This window comes from Hafnia psychrotolerans, from assembly GCF_014639435.1.
GTDB classification, from domain to species: Bacteria; Pseudomonadota; Gammaproteobacteria; order Enterobacterales; family Enterobacteriaceae; genus Ewingella; species Ewingella psychrotolerans.
Genome location: NZ_BMFZ01000005.1, coordinates 129,478 through 148,557, shown reverse-complemented (window position 1 = coordinate 148,557; position 19,080 = coordinate 129,478). Strand labels below are relative to the sequence as shown.

Below are 19,080 nucleotides of genomic sequence, written 5' to 3'. Positions count from 1 at the left end.
GGAAGGGTGCTAAACAAACTCCGTCGAACATCCCAGCGATACGTCGCCACGATTTATCGAAAAACCCAGGACATGACCCCATGCGCATTGAAGAAGATTTGAAATTAGGATTCAAAGACGTTTTGATTCGACCAAAACGCTCAACCCTCAAGAGCCGTTCCGAAGTTGAGCTAGAGCGCACTTTTACCTTCAAACACTCCGGTTTTAAATGGTCAGGTACCCCCATCATTGCCGCAAACATGGATACGGTCGGAACTTTTCGCATGGCGGAAGCACTGGCTTCATTCGATGTACTGACGGCGGTTCATAAACACTACAGCGTTGAACAATGGAAGGCATTTGTTGATGCCTCCACCGATTCTGTTCTGCGCCACGTGATGGTATCGACAGGCACTTCAGAAGCTGATTTCGTCAAAATGAAGCAAATTTTGGCGCTTTCACCGCTGCTTAAATTTGTGTGTCTTGATGTTGCTAATGGCTATTCGGAACATTTTGTGTCGTTTCTAAAACGTGTCCGTGAGGCATGTCCGGATAAAGTTATTTGTGCCGGAAATGTTGTGACTGGCGAAATGGTTGAAGAACTTATCCTTTCAGGTGCAGATATCGTTAAAGTCGGCATTGGCCCGGGTTCGGTTTGTACTACACGGGTTAAAACCGGCGTGGGATATCCGCAACTTTCTGCGGTCATAGAATGTGCCGATGCCGCGCATGGATTGGGTGGGCAAATCGTGAGTGATGGCGGTTGTGCAGTACCGGGTGATGTAGCGAAAGCCTTTGGCGGGGGTGCCGATTTCGTCATGCTGGGCGGTATGCTCGCTGCGCACGATGAATGTGAAGGGACAGTTGTTGAAGAAGACGGCGAGAAATTCATGCTGTTTTACGGTATGAGTTCCGAATCCGCGATGAAGCGCCATGTTGGCGGTGTCGCTGAGTACCGGGCAGCTGAAGGTAAAACGGTCAAGCTGCCCTTACGTGGGCCGGTAGAAAATACCGTGCGTGATATTCTCGGCGGATTGCGTTCAGCTTGTACTTATGTTGGTGCGGAACGCTTGAAAGAGCTGACTAAACGTACAACATTTATTCGGGTGGCTGAACAGGAAAACCGACTTTTTGGTTCAAACTAAATACGCTATATCATTGCCCAAAACAGCGGCGGTATCATACTGCCGCATGTTACTTTTGGCTGCAGCACTTAGCCCATGACAGATCCCAGCTGGAATATGGGCAAATACATGGCAATGACCAGGCCGCCCACCACAATCCCCATTACAACCATCAATATCGGCTCGATAGATTGTGACATCGTCTCTGCTAATTGATTAGCATTTTGGTTATGCCAATGTGCCAGTTTCAATAAAATATCGTCCAGTGAGCCAGACTCTTCACCAATACGGACTAACTGCTGACAAAGTGAGGGAAACAAAGGTGAGTGACCAATCGCGGTATGCAGCGGAATACCCAGCGCCAATTGCTCTTTAATACCCATTACAGCGCGTTGGAAAAGTAAGTTCGTTGATGACGTTGCAGCAGCATCCAATCCTGTCAGCAGTGTCATTCCTGCCTGTTGCGTCATTGCGAGGGTCTGGAATATTTGTCCCAGACAACTGTCTGCAACCAGTTGTCTTACTAATGGTATGCGTAACAGTATGCTCTGTTCTCGCCAACGCCAGATTGGCTGCGGGTGGTAGATTCTTATATAAGCTATGGCTAACACTATATTTAACAGGGCAAACGCGGGACCATAACTGATCAAAGCTTTTGACGCTATCATCAACAGTTCCGTGAACCAAGGCAAAGTGGCATCAAATGAGGCGTATATTTTGGTGAACTCAGGCAGCACCATTGTTAGCATGATAACGGTGACAATGATTGCAATGGAACTGACGATCAGTGGATAGCGGAGAGCCTTCTTCACTTTTTTGCGTAGTTCATCCTGCTGCTCTTGCTGCGCGGCCAGTTGCAGGCAACACCGATCAAGCTGGCCCGTTAATTCTCCTATGGAAATAACCTGCCGGTAAATAGGCGGAAACACGTCAGGGAATGTGGTTAACATCGTCGATAAAGGCTTCCCTTCTTTCACCCCACAGGCAATGTCTTTCAACATACAACGCCAGGGCGCTTTTGAATGTTCTCCAGCCAACAACATCAGACTGTTGACCAACGGGAGTCCGGCCTGTAATAGCGTGGCTAATTGTCTTATCAGAGCAATGAGGTCTGAATTTCGCCAATATGCGGCCCGCAGCCGTATCTGTTTTTTGACTAAAATGGGTTGCAGTGAAAGGGCAAAGAGCTGGTGATGGACCTCAGAAGAGGCACTCGCCAGTCGTTCTCCAGTTTGTAACTGTCCTTGTGCATCAATGGCCTGCCAACGATACAGGACACAGATATTGCTATTGGATTGAGGGACTGTATTCATGTTTCCACACCTTCACCCGTCACTCGGTATAATTCTTCAAGTGTAGTCACTCCCTGTTCCACCAGAGCGGTCCCCGCTTCCAGCAGGCTCTTATGACCTTGCTCACGTGCAATTTTGTTAAGTTCTGACACGCTAGAACCGATCACCAATGCCTGTTGTAAACGCGCGGTAATGGTGAGGATTTCATAAATTCCGGTTCGCCCGTAGTAACCAGAGGAACAGTGACTGCAGCCTACAGCTAACCAAATGGGCACGGGTTCTGCTTTACCGGCTTCAATAAAGGTGGCATGGGGTTTACGGCAATGAGGACAGAGTTTGCGGACGAGTCGCTGTGCGATGACCAGACGTAAACTGGCTGCAATGTGGTAGCTTTCAATTCCCATTTGGACCAGGCGACTCAAGGTTTCACAGGTCGAGTTAGTGTGTAGCGTCGATAAGACCAAATGCCCAGTTTGTGCGGCTTTAATCGCAATTTCTGCGGTTTCTTTGTCGCGTATTTCACCCACCATAATGACATCAGGGTCCTGCCTTAGCAGAGCCCTTAGCACTCGGGCAAAACTCAGATCGGTTTTAGTATTAACTTGTGTTTGGTTTATCCCGATGACAGGGATCTCAACCGGGTCTTCAACGCTGCTAATATTGCGTTCTGCCGCATTCAGATGGCGTAATCCGCTATAGAGCGTCACCGTTTTCCCGCTACCGGTCGGGCCTGTGACGAGGATCAGACCCTGTGGTTTTTTTAGCGCGTTGACATAATGTCTGAGGTCCTCTCTCGTAAACCCGAGCTGGTTCATGCTTAAATCCTGTTGGGCCATATGCAGGATCCGCAGCACGATTTTTTCACCGTGTAAAACGGGCAGGGAGGCAATACGCATCGAGTAGCGCTGGTTTTGAAAAGTAATCAGTAATTGTCCATCTTGCGGTAGACGGCGTTCGGCGACGTTGAGTTGCCCCATAATTTTAAGCCGGGCACACAGACTGGCAGCCATCGAAAACTCAGGGCCAGGGATCTCCTGCAATACGCCATCAATACGCAGACGAATGCGCAGATTACGCTCTCCTGGCTCGAAGTGAATGTCTGAAGCCCTACGTAATATCGCCATCCGGAGCGTTTTATTGAGGAAGTTAACCACCGGAGCATCGCTGATATTCTCCAGCTCATCGGCATCTGTAATTTTCAGCGAGCTGGTTTGTTCTATGGCTGAATCGCGTGCTGGTTTTTCCAACGCTTGCTCAAAGCGTGCCTGAGGCCAGCGTTCAATGTGTACCTTTAGCCCGCAAGCGAACTGTAGAGCTTTGCTGAGTGCCTCAGTGTCACCTTCATCCTCATGGCAAGCGACGTTCAAATGGGATTCGTCCTTGTATAGCACGATGGCTTTATAGCGCTGGCAGAGTACATCCAGTGCAGCCTCTGAATTGTGCTTGTCAGCATCACGCAAGGATGACGTATTTAAAAGGGTGCTGTTCATTGGGATGCTCCTGCACCTTCAAAGCGGAAGACGCTTTCGCAGGCCTCTTTCATGCCGGTATCTTTCGCATTGGAACAGCTTCTGCTCCAGACAATACCGCCTGAGGTGGTATCAACCTTGGGTGTCATCACCACGCTCAACCCATTTAATGCCTGTTGCCCGGTTAGGGTAATGACCCCAGCAGCAACCTGAACCTGGCTAACATAACGGGTGGTTGCTGCGGCAGGAATCCCCTGACTGGCCGAGTTACAGGGAACCAGCGTGCCCTGATCAATGACGCAGAGCTCGACTCCTGTTTTGTAAGGCACCATGGTTTGCAGCATGTCAGTCAGTGCGGCTTTCTGGATATAGCTTTGATAAGCAGGAATGCCGATGGCACTGAGAATAGCGATGATAGCAATAACTACCATGAGTTCGATTAGGGTAAATCCGCCTTGTTTAACGTTGCAGTGAGTTGCGTTCTTATTCATTTTCCGGTCCTTGGTTGTGGCTAAAAGTGGCTTTCGGTCAGCAAACTATCTGCTGCAAAAACCTTGCGCCATCACCAGAGATGTCATCTCCAGGGCGTCTCGGGAAATAAAAATGCAAAGGTGTAATTTGGGGGAGAATTTGCGGCATATCTCGCAAGCCGCATAAATGATGTCAAAAGGATTTGGCGGGCGGAAGGAGGGCATGAGAGGTTATTAACAAAGAAGCATTGAGGGGAAAAGATAACTCAGCCCTCCGAAGACTCTGACAGAGGGCTGGAAATAGGATGAAAATCAGCTAAAACGCATCGATAGATCCATGGCGCGAACATGCTTGGTCAGTGCACCGACGGAGATGTAGTCAACGCCGGTCTCTGCAAATTCACGCAGAGTTTGTTCGGTGACATTCCCCGAAACTTCAAGTAATGCTTTGCCAGCCGTGAGTTTAACGCCATCGCTCATCATCTGAGTGGTGAAGTTGTCCAGCATCACGATATCTGCTCCCGCATCCAATGCTTGTTGCAGTTCGTGGAGGGTTTCTACTTCAACTTCTACAGGGACATCCGCATGAATTTGCTGGGCGCGTTCAACCGCCGCTTTAATCGAACCACATGAGATAATGTGATTTTCTTTAATCAGAAAGGCGTCAGCCAGCCCCAGGCGGTGGTTGCTTCCTCCACCACAGAGCACGGCATATTTCAGGGCTGTTCGCAGACCTGGCAACGTTTTGCGGGTATCAAGCAGGCGAGTTTGCGTGCCTTCCAATAATTTTACGTAGTGATTCACTTCGGTTGCGACGCCAGAGAGCGTTTGTACAAAATTAAGCGCAGTTCGCTCACCGGTCAAAAGTAGCCGCGCCGGACCTGACAATTCACAAAGTGGTTGGTTGTCGACCAATGTATCGCCGTCTTTTACCTTCCACATAATGGTGACCTTATCGCCCCCCAACTGGCGGAAAACTTCATCTAGCCATTTTTGTCCGCAGAAAATCCCTGCTTCACGGGTGATAATAGTGGCTTTGGCCTGCGTATTTTCAGGTAACAGTTGTGCGGTGAGATCGTTGTTTGCATTGGCCTCGCCACCGAGGTCTTCACCCAATGCCAGAGTCACTGATGCGGGGATATCATTTTGAATACGTTCGAGTAACTGAGTGCGGCGACTTTCAATATTGTAGCTGCGGGTCGTCATGCAAATACTCCAAAATGGTGAGTAAGGGAGAGAAAAAAACATGCTACCCTGTTGCTCTGATAAGTACCACCAAAGCACATCGTTGAGGCTTTTGATGCAGTTAGAATATGGCTGGGTTAACGAAGCCAGAAGGGTGATTTCGCCGCATTGCGATAGTCGCCCTAAAGATGAAACACCCTCGCTGTTGGTTATTCACAACATCAGCTTGCCGCCCGGTCAGTTTGGTGGTCCTTATATCGATCAACTTTTCACCGGCACACTCAACCCCGAAGAAGATCCGTACTTCGCAGGCATTCATCAACTGCGTGTGGCAGCGCATTGCCTCATCCGCCGCGATGGCGAAATCGTACAATATGTCCCCTTTGATAAACGCGCCTGGCATGCTGGTGTGTCGGTTTGGCAAGGAAGGGAACGCTGTAATGATTTCTCTATTGGTATCGAGTTGGAAGGCACGGACTTCGTTCCTTTCACGCAAGCACAGTACCAGAGTTTGGCTGCGCTCAGTCAGCTGTTAACTGAGCACTATTCTATTGGTTTTGATGCCATCACCGGACACAGTGACATCGCTCCCGGACGTAAAACCGATCCCGGACCTGAGTTTGACTGGCCGCTGTATTTGTCTTTATTAAAGCAACATCAGATTAACGGCAGTGCCGGAGATTAACGTAGACTGTCCAGTCATGGAGACGCCCTTTTATACTCTGTGTTGCGCAAAAGAGAGAGTAATTACTGATGACGTTATTTACCTTGTTGCTGGTACTGGCGTGGGAACGCTTGTTTAAGTTGGGTGAACATTGGCAGTTAGATCATCGTTTGGAAGGACTTTTCAGCCGTGTGCGCATGACTTCGCTCATCAAAACGCTGGCTATTGCTATCGTCTGGATGGCGCTGCTATGGGCCGTATTACGTGTGGTTCAGGGCCTCTTTTTTGGCGTGCCGTCATTGCTGCTGTGGGTGGTTATTTGCCTGTTCTGTATCGGTGCGGGAATAAAGCGTAAACACTACCGCGCCTATCTCAAGTCCGCCCGTCAGGGGGATGCCAATGCCTGCTTACAAATGGCCGACGAACTTGCACTGATCCACGGTCTACCGGTGGATTGTTCTGAGGCAGTCCGTCTGCGCGAACTTCAGAACGCCTTGTTGTGGATTAACTTCCGCTATTATCTGGCTCCTCTGTTCTGGTTTGTGGTGTTCGGTCCTTATGGTCCGGTTGCTGTGGGAGGCTATGCGATACTTCGCGGTTATCAAACCTGGCTGGCGCGACATATGACGTCACTTAAACGTTCGCAGTCAGGTGTCGATGCCTTGTTGCATGTGCTCGATTGGGTGCCGGTACGACTGGCGGGTGTGGCTTATGCACTATTTGGTCACGGTGAAAAAGCGCTTCCGGCCTGGTTTGCCTCTCTGGGCGATATCCACACCTCTCAATATCAGGTCTTGACCCGTCTGGCGCAGTTCTCGCTGGCACGTGATCTGCATACTGACCCGGTTCAAACTCCGCGAACTGCCGTTGCGCTGGCGCGTAAAGTCACCATGATTATTCTGGTGGTGGTCGCGGTGTTGACGATTTACGGCACGCTGATTTAACCCGTGGTGAATCAAAGAGAAAACCCTGCTCGTTTCACGGCAGGGTTTTTTTACGTTTATTGTTGCTTGATGAGAGGCTGATTATCTGCAGGCGGGATGCCAAAGACGGGCATGCCGTTTTCATCCCACTCAATGGTTTTCAGCCGTGTATGGCGGTTTGGGTCATAGAGTGGGTCACCGTCGATCTCGGTGTAGTTTCTCGCGTGATAGACCAGCACATCCTGACCGCTTTCATCGCGGGTAAAACTATTGTGGCCCGGGCCGAATTGAAGGTTATCTGCCTGCGTGGTAAACATCGGTTTTGGTAATTTATGCCATTGTGCTGAGTCGCTGATGTCGCTGTTAATATCAGCCCATAGCAAGCCGATACAGTAATTTTCATCGGTTGCACTGGCGGAATAGCTGATAAAAATCTTACCATTATGTGTAATCACTGCCGGCCCTTCATTGACCCAAAAGCCCTGAGTCTCCCATTCAAGTTCTGGTTTGCTGAGCATCACCGGCGGTGATTTCAGCGTCCATGGGTTTTCCATTTCCGCCATATACAGATTGGAGTTGCCGCGAATGGCAGGATCTTTCTGCGCCCACAGGTAATAGCTTTTCCCCTGATGTTCGAAATGCGTGGCATCGAGTGAGAAGCTGTCGATAGGCGTCTGGATCTGGCCTTTTTCCACCCATTTTCCCGTAAGCGGATCCGCATCTTCGCACACCAGTGCATACATGCGGTGTTGGAACAAGCCGTCCACAATCTCTTGCGAAGGTGCGGCGGCGTAATAGATAACCCATTTTCCGTTGATGAAATGCAACTCCGGTGCCCAGATAAGCGCGCTCATCGGGCCGGTGTCAGGTTTGTGCCAGATTACGCTTACCGGCGCGTCGGCGAGACCAATCAACGTTTTTGAGCGACGGATCTCCAGTCGATCATATTCAGGTACTGAAGCAATGAAGTAGTAGTTGCCATCGCTATGCAACCAGATATGCGGATCAGCACGTTGTTCAATCAACGGGTTTGGATAAAGGGTATTACTCATGTTTTAACTCCTTGCTGCTGAGAGGCAATGGCGCGTCGCTGTCAGCATTTTTTGCGTCATGATATTCATTCAGCTCGCGGTAATTACGGCGGCGGATCTCAAGATCGATTTGAATGGTACGCATCATTTCCCGGTCGACTTTCAGTAAACGTACCACGCCAGCCGTAATTAAATAGCCGATGCCAGGGATGACGGTAAACAGCAGCACAATGCCATTAATCGCATGATCGCTCTGGTGTGAGGCACCGCCCTCGTACCCATAACCGGCGAGCAGGAAGCCTACCATCGCACCCGCCACGGCCAGCCCACACTTGAGGAAGAATAGATTCCCTGAGAAGCTTATACCGGTAATGCGCTTGCCTGTTTTCCATTCACCGTAGTCATCCACATCTGCCATCAACGACCAGTGCAGTGGAGAAGGGAGTTGGTGCAGAATATTGAGCACAAAATATGCCACCAGAATCAGCGTGGTCATGTGCGGATTCAGGAAATAGAAGCCGACTGAGAAGATTGCCAGCACGATATTGGTCCAGAAGAAGACTTTGAGTTTGCAGTATTTATCCGTGAGCGGTTTAGCCAGCGCACTGCCAATCATCATGCCGACCACGCCAAGGCTGATAAACATACTGGCGAACGAGGTCGATTTCTCCATCACCCAGGTCACGTAGTACATGGTGGCGGCCATGCGAATGAAACCGGGGCAAACGTTGCAGAAGGTCAGCAGCAGTATGCGAACCCATTGATCATTTTTCCATACGTCTTTGAGGTCAGATTTCAATGCATGTTTGGACGGCACTGCGGGCTGAATACGTTCTTTCACAAAGCTGAAGCAGAACAAGAACATGAACAGTGCAATGATGGCCATCACGCCCATCGACATCTGATAACCCTTGGCTTTGTCCGCACCGCCAAACCAGTCGGCCATCGGTAACAACGTTGAAGAGAGAATAAGTGTAGCGATACCGACCATAAAAAATCGGTAGGACTGGCAGGCTACACGCTCGTGTGGGTCCGCTGTGATCACACCACCCAGTGAACAGTAAGGAATGTTGATCGCTGTGTAGGTCAGTGACATCAGGAAGTAGGTGGCAAACGCATAGATAACCTTGCTGTTATAGCTCCAGTCCGGCGTAGTAAACATCAGTACACTAAACAGCACGTAAGGTACGCAGATCCACAACAGGTATGGGCGGAAGCGGCCCCAGCGGGTGGTGGTGCGGTCTGCGATAGCGCCCATGATCGGGTCAGTGACGGCGTCGATCACGCGTACCGAGAGCAGTAAAACGCCGACCAGAGCCGGGGCGAGGCCGAAAACGTCGGTATAAAAGTAATTAAGAAATAGCATGATGGCGCCGCCAATCATGTTGCATCCCGCATCCCCCATGCCGTACGCCACTTTCTCTCTGAATGACAGTGCGCCTTCCTTCATGGATGTTGTCTCCGGCTATTGGTTAAAAAGAGTCATGTAACGAAACGGTTTGTTAGCTATGAGTATTGGTGCGGAAGGGGCAGAGGAGTCAGGAGGTAAGAGTCGTGAAGATGGACATTTTAGTCATGCTGGGCAAAGTGTGACCCAGATAACAAAGCGCCCCGGCCAGGAAACCCAACCGGGGCGCTTTAGATTTTCAGTGTATTAATAACGTTAAGCTTATGCTCAGGCTTTAACGGATTTTCCGCTTTGCTGATTTTTGACCCAGTAACCGAGGCCCAGAACCACCAGCCAGACCGGGATCAGCCATACGGAGATTGCCATGCCCGGCGTGATCGCCATAATCACCAAAATCCCCGCCATAAACAGCAAGCAAATATAGTTACCCAGCGGATACAGCAGTGCTTTGAACTTAGTTTCCACGCCTGCGCGACGCATCGCCTGACGGAACTTGATGTGTGCCAGGCTGATCATCGCCCAGTTGATGACCAACGCTGAAACCACCAGGGCCATCAGCAGGCCAAAGGCCTCACCTGGCATCAGGTAGTTAATCAGTACGCACAGTGCGGTGGTGGCAGCGGAAACCAGAATAGAAGCGACCGGAACGCCACGTTTGTCGACGCTCATCAGTGCTTTTGGCGCATTACCTTGCTGAGCCAGGCCGAACAGCATACGGCTGTTGCAGTATACACAGCTGTTATAGACAGACAGGGCAGCGGTCAGGATCACCACGTTGAGAGCGTTCGCCACCAGCACATCGCCCAGATCATGGAAAATCAGAACGAACGGGCTGGTGTCCGGCCCTATGCGGGTCCAAGGCATCAGAGACAGCAATACAGCCAGCGATCCCACGTAGAAAATCAGGATGCGGTAGATAACCTGGTTAGTCGCTTTAGGGATACTGATTTCTGGGTTATCCGCTTCTGCGGCAGTGATCCCGACCAGTTCAAGACCACCGAATGAGAACATGATGATTGCCATCATCATGACCAGTCCGGTCATGCCATGCGGCAGGAATCCTCCCTGTTCCCACAGGTTGCGTACCGTGGCTTGCGGGCCTGCAGTATCGCTAAAGAGCAGCCAACCACCGAACAGAATCATCGCTACAACGGCAACAACCTTGATGATTGCAAACCAGAATTCCATTTCGCCAAAGACTTTAACGTTGGTCAGATTGATGGCGTTAATCAGCACAAAGAAAACGGCTGCGGAAGCCCAGGTTGGGATTTCTGGATACCAGAATTGAATATATTTACCCACTGCAGTCAGTTCAGCCATTGCCACCAGAACGTACAGAACCCAGTAATTCCAGCCGGAAGCAAAACCAGCAAATCCACCCCAATACTTATATGCAAAATGGCTAAAGGAGCCTGCAACCGGCTCTGCAACAACCATCTCGCCCAACTGGCGCATAATTAAAAATGCGATAAATCCAGCGATAGCGTAGCCGAGAATAATCCCCGGTCCTGCGGACTGGATAACGGAGGCGCTGCCCAGAAACAGGCCAGTTCCAACGGCCCCGCCCAGCGCAATCAGCTGAATATGACGGTTTTTGAGTCCGCGCTTCAGCTCATCGCCATGTTGTTTATCATCCATTTAGGATCCTCTGTGTTTGGGTAAACCCCATACAAATCTGCAAGTTAAGCAAGTTGTAAGGCAATAGTTTGCGTTTTTGTATCTATTTGTTTACGGCTTCCATGCGATAAAAAAACGACATGAACTACCGCTGTCGAAAGAATAGTGATATGTCAGCAAGTTTGCACCTGCTTTATGCACTAACTGAATAACGAACAAGCAAAAGAGGCGAAAAATTGTCCGTTATCCGAAAGTTGCGATCTGAGACAGGGTGAAAATTTGGAATGATAAATATTTGTTAAAATGTGCGGAGCTTACTCAATTCCATGGGGGCTATATGGACACAAGGTGAATACTTTGTTACTTTACGGCCACGTTTTTTAAATTGGTATTACCAATTTACTCCGCGCACTCACAGGTACGCTACTCGCAGAGAACAGTTCACATGGCTTACAGCAAAATTCGACAACCTAAATTGTCAGATGTGATCGAGCAGCAACTGGAGTTCCTGATCCTTGAAGGGACCCTGCGTCCGGGCGAGAAATTACCTCCCGAGCGTGAACTGGCGAAGCAATTTGACGTTTCGCGCCCTTCTTTAAGAGAAGCAATCCAAAGTCTTGAAGGCAAAGGCCTGCTCCTTCGCCGCCAGGGTGGTGGCACATTTGTGCAGAGCAATCTCTGGCAAAGCGTGAGTGATCCGCTGGCCGAATTACTCGCTGACCATCCTGAATCGCAATTTGATCTCCTTGAAACACGTCACGCTCTTGAGGGCATTGGTGCCTATTATGCCGCGCTCAGGGGAACTGATGATGATTTACAACGTATCCGCGATTGCCACTTACTGATTCAGGTTGCGCAGGAAAGCGGGGATTTGGACGCTGAAGCCGACGCCGTTATGCAATATCAGGTGGCTGTAACAGAAGCTGCGCATAATGTGGTGCTGCTGCATCTGCTCCGTTGTATGGGACCGATGTTGGAAAAAAACGTCCGACAGAATTTTGAATTGCTTTATTCACGCCGGGAAATGCTGGCGGTAGTGAGCAAGCATCGCGCCGGGATATTTGAGGCGATTGTGGCACGCGAACCAGAAAAAGCGCGTGAAGCATCCCACCGTCACCTGGCGTTTATAGAAGAAGTTATGCTGGATGTGAGCCGTGAGCGCAGTCGTCGCGACCGGTCATTACGTCGTCTCCAGCAACGCAAGGAAGAGAACTAGTCCACCAGGACCAACGTTGAGGTTCTCATTTTGAGAACTGCGACAACGAAACTGACGGGCCTGCCTTCGTGCGCTTTTGTGGCATGAAGACCCTGCACCAGAGCGCAGGAAGACAGGCTCCAGATAAACCTACGTATTAGATACAGATAAGGAAAAGCACCATGTCAGAACGTGTAAATAATGACGTGGATCCGATCGAAACTCGCGACTGGCTACAAGCGATCGAATCGGTCATCCGTGAAGAAGGTGTTGAGCGCGCACAGTTCCTGATTGATCAGGTACTGAGTGAAGCACGTAAAGGCGGCGTAAGTGTCGCAGCTGGCGCTGCAAGCCGTAACTATATCAACACCATCGCTGTTGAAGACGAACCGGAATATCCGGGTAACCTGGAGTTGGAACGCAACATCCGGACGGCTATCCGCTGGAATGCGATCATGACCGTTCTGCGAGCCTCCAAGAAAGACTTGGATCTGGGCGGCCACATGTCATCCTTCCAGTCTTCAGCCGCTATTTACGAAGTGTGCTTCAACCACTTCTTCCGTGCGCGCAACGACAAAGATGGCGGTGATCTGGTGTACTTCCAGGGCCACATCTCTCCGGGCGTGTACGCGCGTGCTTTCCTCGAAGGCCGCCTGACCGAAGACCAGATGAACAATTTCCGTCAGGAAGTTCACGGTAAAGGTCTGTCATCTTATCCGCACCCTAAACTGATGCCTGAATTCTGGCAGTTCCCGACCGTTTCCATGGGGCTGGGTCCAATCGGTGCTATCTATCAGGCTAAGTTCCTGAAATACCTTGATCACCGAGGTCTGAAAGACACCTCAGAGCAGCGCGTTTATGCGTTCCTGGGCGACGGTGAAATGGACGAACCAGAATCCAAAGGTGCGATCACCATCGCGACCCGTGAGAAACTGGACAACCTGTGCTTCATCATCAACTGTAACTTACAGCGTCTTGATGGCCCGGTGACCGGCAACGGCAAAATCATCAACGAACTGGAAGGCATCTTTGCAGGCGCCGGCTGGAACGTGATCAAAGTGATCTGGGGCAACCGTTGGGACGAACTGCTGCGTAAAGACACCAGCGGTAAACTGATCCAACTGATGAACGAAACTGTGGACGGCGACTACCAGACCTTCAAGTCCCGCGACGGTAAATATGTCCGTGAGCACTTCTTTGGTCGCTACCCAGAAACTGCGGCACTGGTCAAAGATATGACCGACGACCAAATCTGGGCGCTGAACCGTGGTGGCCACGATCCGAAGAAAGTCTTCGCTGCACTGAATAAAGCCCAGAACACCAAAGGTCAGCCGACCGTGATCCTTGCGCATACCATTAAAGGTTATGGCATGGGCGAAACGGCTGAAGGCAAGAACATTGCCCACCAGGTGAAGAAAATGAACATGGATGGCGTGCGCTATATCCGCGATCGTTTCAGCGTGCCGATCACCGATGAAAATCTGGAAGAACTGCCGTATATCACCCTGGAAAAAGAGTCCGCAGAGTACAAATATCTGCATGAGCGTCGTGCTGCCCTGAAAGGCTACCTGCCAACCCGCCTGCCGAAATTCACCCAGAAGCTGGAAATGCCGAAGCTTGAAGATTTCTCTCAGTTGCTGGAAGAGCAGAAGAAAGAGATCTCCACTACGATCGCCTTCGTCCGTGCCCTGAACGTGATGCTGAAAAACGACTCCATCAAAGACCGTCTGGTGCCGATCATCGCTGATGAAGCGCGTACTTTTGGTATGGAAGGTCTGTTCCGTCAGATTGGTATCTACAGCCCGAACGGTCAGCAATATACTCCGCAAGACCGCGAGCAAGTTGCTTACTATAAAGAAGACGAGAAAGGCCAGATCCTGCAGGAAGGTATCAACGAACTGGGCGCTGCTTCTTCATGGCTGGCCGCAGCGACGTCCTACAGCACCAACGATCTGCCAATGATTCCGTTCTACATCTACTACTCCATGTTCGGTTTCCAGCGTATCGGTGACCTGTGCTGGGCGGCAGGTGACCAACAGGCGCGTGGCTTCCTGGTCGGTGGTACTTCCGGTCGTACAACGCTAAACGGCGAAGGTTTGCAACACGAAGATGGTCACAGCCATATTCAGTCACTGACCATCCCTAACTGTATTTCTTACGATCCGGCGTATGCTTACGAAGTGGCAGTCATCATGCATGACGGTCTGGTGCGTATGTACGGCGACGCGCAGGAAAACATCTATTACTACATCACTACGCTCAACGAAAACTACCACATGCCTGCCATGCCAGAAGGCGCAGAAGAAGGCATCCGTAAAGGTATCTACAAGCTAGAAACCCTGGAAGGTAGCAAAGGCAAAGTGCAGTTGATGAGCTCCGGTTCAATTCTGCGTCACGTACGTGATGCGGCTCAGATCCTCTCCAAAGACTACGGCGTAGGTTCTGACGTGTACAGCGTAACCTCGTTTACTGAGCTGGCCCGCGATGGTCAGGACTGTGAGCGCTGGAACATGCTGCACCCAACTGAAACCCCTCGCGTACCTTACGTGGCTCAGGTGATGAACGATGCACCGGTTGTGGCTTCAACCGACTACATGAAATTGTTCGCCGAGCAGATCCGTAACTTCGTTCCTGCCAGCGATTTCCGCGTACTGGGCACCGATGGCTTCGGTCGTTCTGACAGCCGCGAAAACCTGCGTCACCACTTCGAAATCGACGCTTCCTACGTTGTGGTTGCGGCGCTGGGCGAACTGGCCAAACGTGGCGAGATCGATGTGAAAGTTGTGGCTGAAGCCATTACCAAATTCGGCATCGATGCTGACAAAGTTAACCCGCGTCTGGCATAAGAGGTAAAAGACAGATGGCTATTGAAATTAACGTACCCGATATCGGTGCAGATGCAGTGGAAGTCACCGAAATTATGGTGAAGGTGGGCGATAAAGTTGACGTTGAACAATCGCTGATCACCGTTGAAGGCGATAAAGCTTCTATGGAAGTGCCTTCTCCACAAGCTGGCGTGGTGAAAGAGATCAAAATTGCAGTCGGCGATACCGTGGAAACCGGCAAATTGATCATGATTTTCGATGCGGCTGAGGGCGCTACTGATGCCGCGCCGGCCAAAACGGAAGAGCCGGCAGCACCGAAAGCAGAAGAAAAACCTGCGGCTTCCAGCGAAAGCAAAGAAGTTAACGTGCCGGATATCGGCGGTGACGAAGTTGAAGTCACCGAGATCATGGTTAAAGTGGGCGACAACGTTGAAGCTGAACAGTCTTTGATCACCGTTGAAGGCGACAAAGCTTCAATGGAAGTGCCTGCACCGTTCGCCGGTACTGTAAAAGAGATCAAAATCACTGCGGGCGATAAAGTCAGCACGGGTTCTCTGATCATGGTCTTTGAGGTTGCAGGCTCGGGTTCTGCCGCACCAGCAAAAGAAGAAACCCAATCAGAAGCGGCTCCGGCTGCGCCAGCGGCCTCCGGCAGCAAAGAAGTCAACGTGCCGGATATCGGTGGCGACGAAGTTGAAGTCACTGAAATCATGGTCAAAGTGGGCGACAACGTCACTGCAGATCAGTCGGTGATCACCGTTGAAGGCGACAAAGCCTCAATGGAAGTGCCTGCGCCATTTGCAGGTACCGTGAAAGAGATCAAAATCACTGTGGGTGATAAGGTCAGCACGGGCTCTCTGATCATGGTCTTCGAAGTCGAAGGCGCGGCGCCTGCTGCTCCGGCGACCAAGAAGGAAGAAGCTACTGCTCCTGCGAAACAGGAACAAAAAGCCGCTGCGCCTGCAGCTAAAGCAGAAAGCAAAGGCGACTTCGCTGAGAACGACGCGTACGTTCACGCCACGCCGGTTATCCGTCGTCTGGCCCGCGAGTTCGGCGTTAACCTGGCGAAAGTCAAAGGGACGGGCCGTAAGGGTCGTATCCTGCGCGAAGACGTTCAGACTTACGTGAAAGACGCGGTCAAACGCGCTGAAGCCGCTCCGGCTGCTGCCACTGGCGGCGGTATTCCGGGCATGCTGCCTTGGCCGAAAGTCGACTTCAGCAAGTTTGGTGAAATCGAAGAAGTGGAACTGGGTCGTATCCAGAAAATTTCTGGTGCAAACCTGAGCCGTAATTGGGTGATGATCCCACACGTTACACACTTCGACAAAACCGATATCACGGAACTGGAAGCGTTCCGTAAACAACAGAACGATGAAGCGGCTAAACGCAAGCTGGACGTGAAATTCACGCCAGTGGTGTTCATCATGAAGGCAGTTGCGGCTGCGCTTGAGCAGATGCCACGTTTAAACAGCTCTCTGTCCGAAGATGGCCAGAAACTGACCCTGAAAAAATACATCAACATCGGTGTGGCGGTTGATACGCCTAACGGTCTGGTTGTTCCGGTCTTCAAAGACGTGAACAAGAAAGGCATCGCTGAGTTGTCCCGTGAACTGATGGCGATCTCTAAGAAGGCGCGTGACGGTAAGCTGACTGCCGGCGAAATGCAGGGCGGTTGCTTCACTATCTCCAGCCTTGGCGGTATCGGCACGACCCACTTCGCGCCAATCGTTAATGCGCCGGAAGTGGCCATTCTGGGTGTCTCCAAGTCCGCAATGGAGCCTGTCTGGAATGGTAAAGAGTTCGTACCGCGCTTGATGATGCCAATGTCGCTCTCCTTCGACCACCGCGTGATTGACGGTGCAGATGGTGCGCGCTTTATCACCATCATCAACAACGTACTGTCAGACATTCGCCGTTTGGTGATGTAAGCGAAAAGCCGGCCAAACGGCCGGCTTTTTTCTGGTAATCTCATTGTGCTGTTTGAGATTGTCAGGTGCAAAAGACAAATCGTATGCCGTTTGTTGTTTCAAATTTGTTAACAATTTTGTAAACTGCGGGCGGATAGAACGACCCGGTGGATGATGGGCGTTACGACACAAAAATGACGTCAGACCCGCCGGAAATAAATTAAGAGGTCATGATGAGTACTGAAATTAAAACTCAAGTCGTGGTACTTGGGGCAGGTCCTGCGGGCTACTCTGCTGCTTTCCGTTGCGCTGATTTAGGTCTTGAGACCGTTCTGGTTGAACGTTATTCCACCCTCGGTGGCGTATGCCTGAACGTCGGCTGTATCCCTTCTAAAGCTCTGTTGCACGTGGCAAAAGTTATCTCCGAAGCGAAAGCTCTGGAAGAGCACGGTATTATTTTCGGCGAACCGAAAACCGACATCGACAAAGTCCGTGTCTGGAAAGAAAAAGTGATTAACCAACTGACCGGTGGTCTGGCTGGTATGGCAAAAGGCCGTAAAGTAAAAGTTGTCACTGGTCAGGGCAAATTTACAGGTGCGAATACTCTGGTTGTTGAAGGCGAAAATGGTGCGACTACCATTAACTTCGATAATGCCATCATTGCGGCGGGTTCCCGTCCTATTAAATTGCCATTCATTCCACATGATGACCCACGCGTTTGGGACTCAACCGATGCTCTGGAGTTGAAAAGCGTCCCTGAACGTCTGCTGGTCATGGGTGGCGGTATCATCGGTCTGGAAATGGGTACCGTTTACCATGCGCTCGGTTCTAAAATCGACGTAGTGGAAATGTTTGACCAGGTTATTCCTGCGGCTGATAAAGACGTTGTGAAAGTTTTCACCAAAAAAATCAGCAAGCAATTCAACCTGATGCTGGAAACCAAGGTCACTGCGGTTGAAGCCAAAGAAGATGGCATCTACGTGACAATGGAAGGCAAAAAAGCACCCGCTGAACCACAGCGTTACGACGCGGTGTTGGTGGCTATCGGCCGTGTTCCTAATGGTAAATTGCTGGAAGCTGGCGCTGCTGGCGTAGAAGTTGACGACCGTGGTTTTATCCACGTCGACAAACAAATGCGTACCAACGTGCCAAACATCTTTGCTATCGGCGATATCGTCGGTCAGCCAATGCTGGCACACAAAGGTGTTCACGAAGGCCATGTGGCTGCCGAAGTGATCTCCGGCAAAAAACATTACTTCGATCCGAAAGTCATTCCATCGATCGCCTACACTGAGCCAGAAGTTGCCTGGGTTGGTCTGACCGAGAAAGAAGCCAAAGAGAAAGGCATCAGCTATGAAACTGCTACTTTCCCGTGGGCAGCTTCCGGTCGTGCTATCGCTTCCGATTGTGCAGAGGGTATGACCAAACTGATCTTCGACAAAGAAACTCACCGTGTGATCGGCGGTGCGATTGTCGGTACTAACGGCGGCGAGCTGTTGGGTGAGATCGGTCTGGCGATTGAAATGGGTTGTGATGCGGAAGATATCGCGCTGACCATCCATGCTCACCCGACTCTGCATGAGTCCGTGGGTCTGGCAGCAGAAATCTACGAAGGCAGCATTACTGACCTGCCGAATCCGAAAGCGAAGAAGAAATAATTCTGCTTTAACGGTTTGTATCAGCGGCGCCGAAAGGCGCCGTTTTTTATGGATAATCCCCGTCAACTCCGCGTTTAATCCCTTGTTAAGCTATGCCTATTGTGCTGATCTAATACCCTCTATCGCCGTGCGCAGCCGATCCGTCTGTGCTCAACGATTCAGCAAAGATTTAATGTTGCTTTTATGTGAACGAATTAACATGCAGATGAAATCCTGCTATGCTGCCAAGGCCGCAAGGGCCACTGTGCTTAGGTTCAGGACGTGCCATGCTTACATTGAAAAAGCTGGCAAAGAAACAAGCATACCCGCAGTGTCCCGACTCATCAGACCGTT

Annotated in this window: 14 protein-coding genes; 7 read left to right on the top strand and 7 right to left on the bottom strand. The window is 50.7% G+C overall.

Going from position 1 to position 19,080, the window contains the following annotated elements; translation table 11 throughout:
- The first annotated feature begins 80 nt into the window (after positions 1 to 80).
- Positions 81 to 1,124, top strand: coding sequence for a GMP reductase (locus IEV89_RS11095; RefSeq protein ID WP_188473540.1), 1,044 nt, complete (start codon positions 81 to 83; stop codon positions 1,122 to 1,124).
- A 68-nt stretch (positions 1,125 to 1,192) separates the two neighbouring features.
- On the opposite strand, the gene hofC is transcribed toward IEV89_RS11095, so the two are convergent.
- From hofC to nadC, 4 genes are all read right to left on the bottom strand, one after another.
- Positions 1,193 to 2,416: a protein transport protein HofC gene (hofC, locus tag IEV89_RS11090; protein ID WP_188473538.1), complete on the bottom strand. Its 1,224-nt coding sequence runs from the start codon at positions 2,414 to 2,416 to the stop codon at positions 1,193 to 1,195.
- A complete protein-coding gene (gene gspE / locus IEV89_RS11085) occupies positions 2,413 to 3,885 on the bottom strand; it encodes a type II secretion system protein GspE (protein ID WP_188473536.1) in 1,473 nt (490 codons plus the stop codon). Before gspE ends, hofC begins: the two co-directional genes overlap by 4 nt.
- On the bottom strand, positions 3,882 to 4,355 hold the full coding sequence (gene ppdD, locus IEV89_RS11080) for a prepilin peptidase-dependent pilin (RefSeq protein WP_188473534.1): 474 nt from the start codon (positions 4,353 to 4,355) through the stop codon (positions 3,882 to 3,884). Before ppdD ends, gspE begins: the two co-directional genes overlap by 4 nt.
- A gap of 291 nt (positions 4,356 to 4,646) precedes the next feature.
- On the bottom strand, positions 4,647 to 5,540 hold the full coding sequence (gene nadC, locus IEV89_RS11075; RefSeq protein WP_188473531.1) for a carboxylating nicotinate-nucleotide diphosphorylase: 894 nt from the start codon (positions 5,538 to 5,540) through the stop codon (positions 4,647 to 4,649).
- Positions 5,541 to 5,634: 94 nt separating this feature from the next.
- Between nadC and ampD the strand changes: the two genes are divergently transcribed.
- On the top strand, positions 5,635 to 6,204 hold the full coding sequence (gene ampD, locus IEV89_RS11070) for a 1,6-anhydro-N-acetylmuramyl-L-alanine amidase AmpD (RefSeq protein ID WP_188473529.1): 570 nt from the start codon (positions 5,635 to 5,637) through the stop codon (positions 6,202 to 6,204).
- 68 nt (positions 6,205 to 6,272) lie between these two features.
- Positions 6,273 to 7,127 carry a beta-lactamase regulator AmpE gene (ampE, locus tag IEV89_RS11065; RefSeq protein WP_188473526.1) on the top strand — a complete coding sequence of 285 codons (855 nt, stop codon included), beginning with the start codon at positions 6,273 to 6,275 and terminating at the stop codon, positions 7,125 to 7,127.
- 56 nt (positions 7,128 to 7,183) lie between these two features.
- On the opposite strand, the gene IEV89_RS11060 is transcribed toward ampE, so the two are convergent.
- The 3 genes from IEV89_RS11060 to aroP all read right to left on the bottom strand — a co-directional run bounded on the left by IEV89_RS11060 (position 7,184) and on the right by aroP (position 11,183).
- Entirely contained in the window at positions 7,184 to 8,158 is a 975-nt protein-coding gene (locus IEV89_RS11060; RefSeq protein WP_188473524.1) for a glycoside hydrolase family 43 protein, read from the bottom strand.
- Positions 8,151 to 9,587, bottom strand: coding sequence for a glycoside-pentoside-hexuronide (GPH):cation symporter (locus IEV89_RS11055; protein WP_188473521.1), 1,437 nt, complete (start codon positions 9,585 to 9,587; stop codon positions 8,151 to 8,153). Before IEV89_RS11055 ends, IEV89_RS11060 begins: the two co-directional genes overlap by 8 nt.
- A 225-nt stretch (positions 9,588 to 9,812) precedes the next feature.
- On the bottom strand, positions 9,813 to 11,183 hold the full coding sequence (gene aroP, locus IEV89_RS11050) for an aromatic amino acid transporter AroP (protein WP_188473519.1): 1,371 nt from the start codon (positions 11,181 to 11,183) through the stop codon (positions 9,813 to 9,815).
- 424 nt (positions 11,184 to 11,607) lie between these two features.
- On the opposite strand from aroP, the gene pdhR reads away from it, so the two are divergent.
- The 4 genes from pdhR to lpdA all read left to right on the top strand — a co-directional run bounded on the left by pdhR (position 11,608) and on the right by lpdA (position 18,747).
- A complete protein-coding gene (gene pdhR / locus IEV89_RS11045; RefSeq protein WP_188473516.1) occupies positions 11,608 to 12,378 on the top strand; it encodes a pyruvate dehydrogenase complex transcriptional repressor PdhR in 771 nt (256 codons plus the stop codon).
- 161 nt (positions 12,379 to 12,539) lie between these two features.
- Positions 12,540 to 15,203, top strand: a complete 2,664-nt coding sequence (gene aceE / locus IEV89_RS11040) for a pyruvate dehydrogenase (acetyl-transferring), homodimeric type (RefSeq protein ID WP_188473515.1) — start codon at positions 12,540 to 12,542, stop codon at positions 15,201 to 15,203.
- A gap of 14 nt (positions 15,204 to 15,217) precedes the next feature.
- Complete coding sequence (gene aceF / locus IEV89_RS11035) at positions 15,218 to 17,110, top strand: pyruvate dehydrogenase complex dihydrolipoyllysine-residue acetyltransferase (protein WP_188473513.1); 1,893 nt, start codon at positions 15,218 to 15,220, stop codon at positions 17,108 to 17,110.
- Positions 17,111 to 17,322: 212 nt separating this feature from the next.
- Positions 17,323 to 18,747, top strand: a complete 1,425-nt coding sequence (gene lpdA, locus IEV89_RS11030) for a dihydrolipoyl dehydrogenase (protein ID WP_188473510.1) — start codon at positions 17,323 to 17,325, stop codon at positions 18,745 to 18,747.
- Positions 18,748 to 19,080 lie beyond the last annotated feature (333 nt).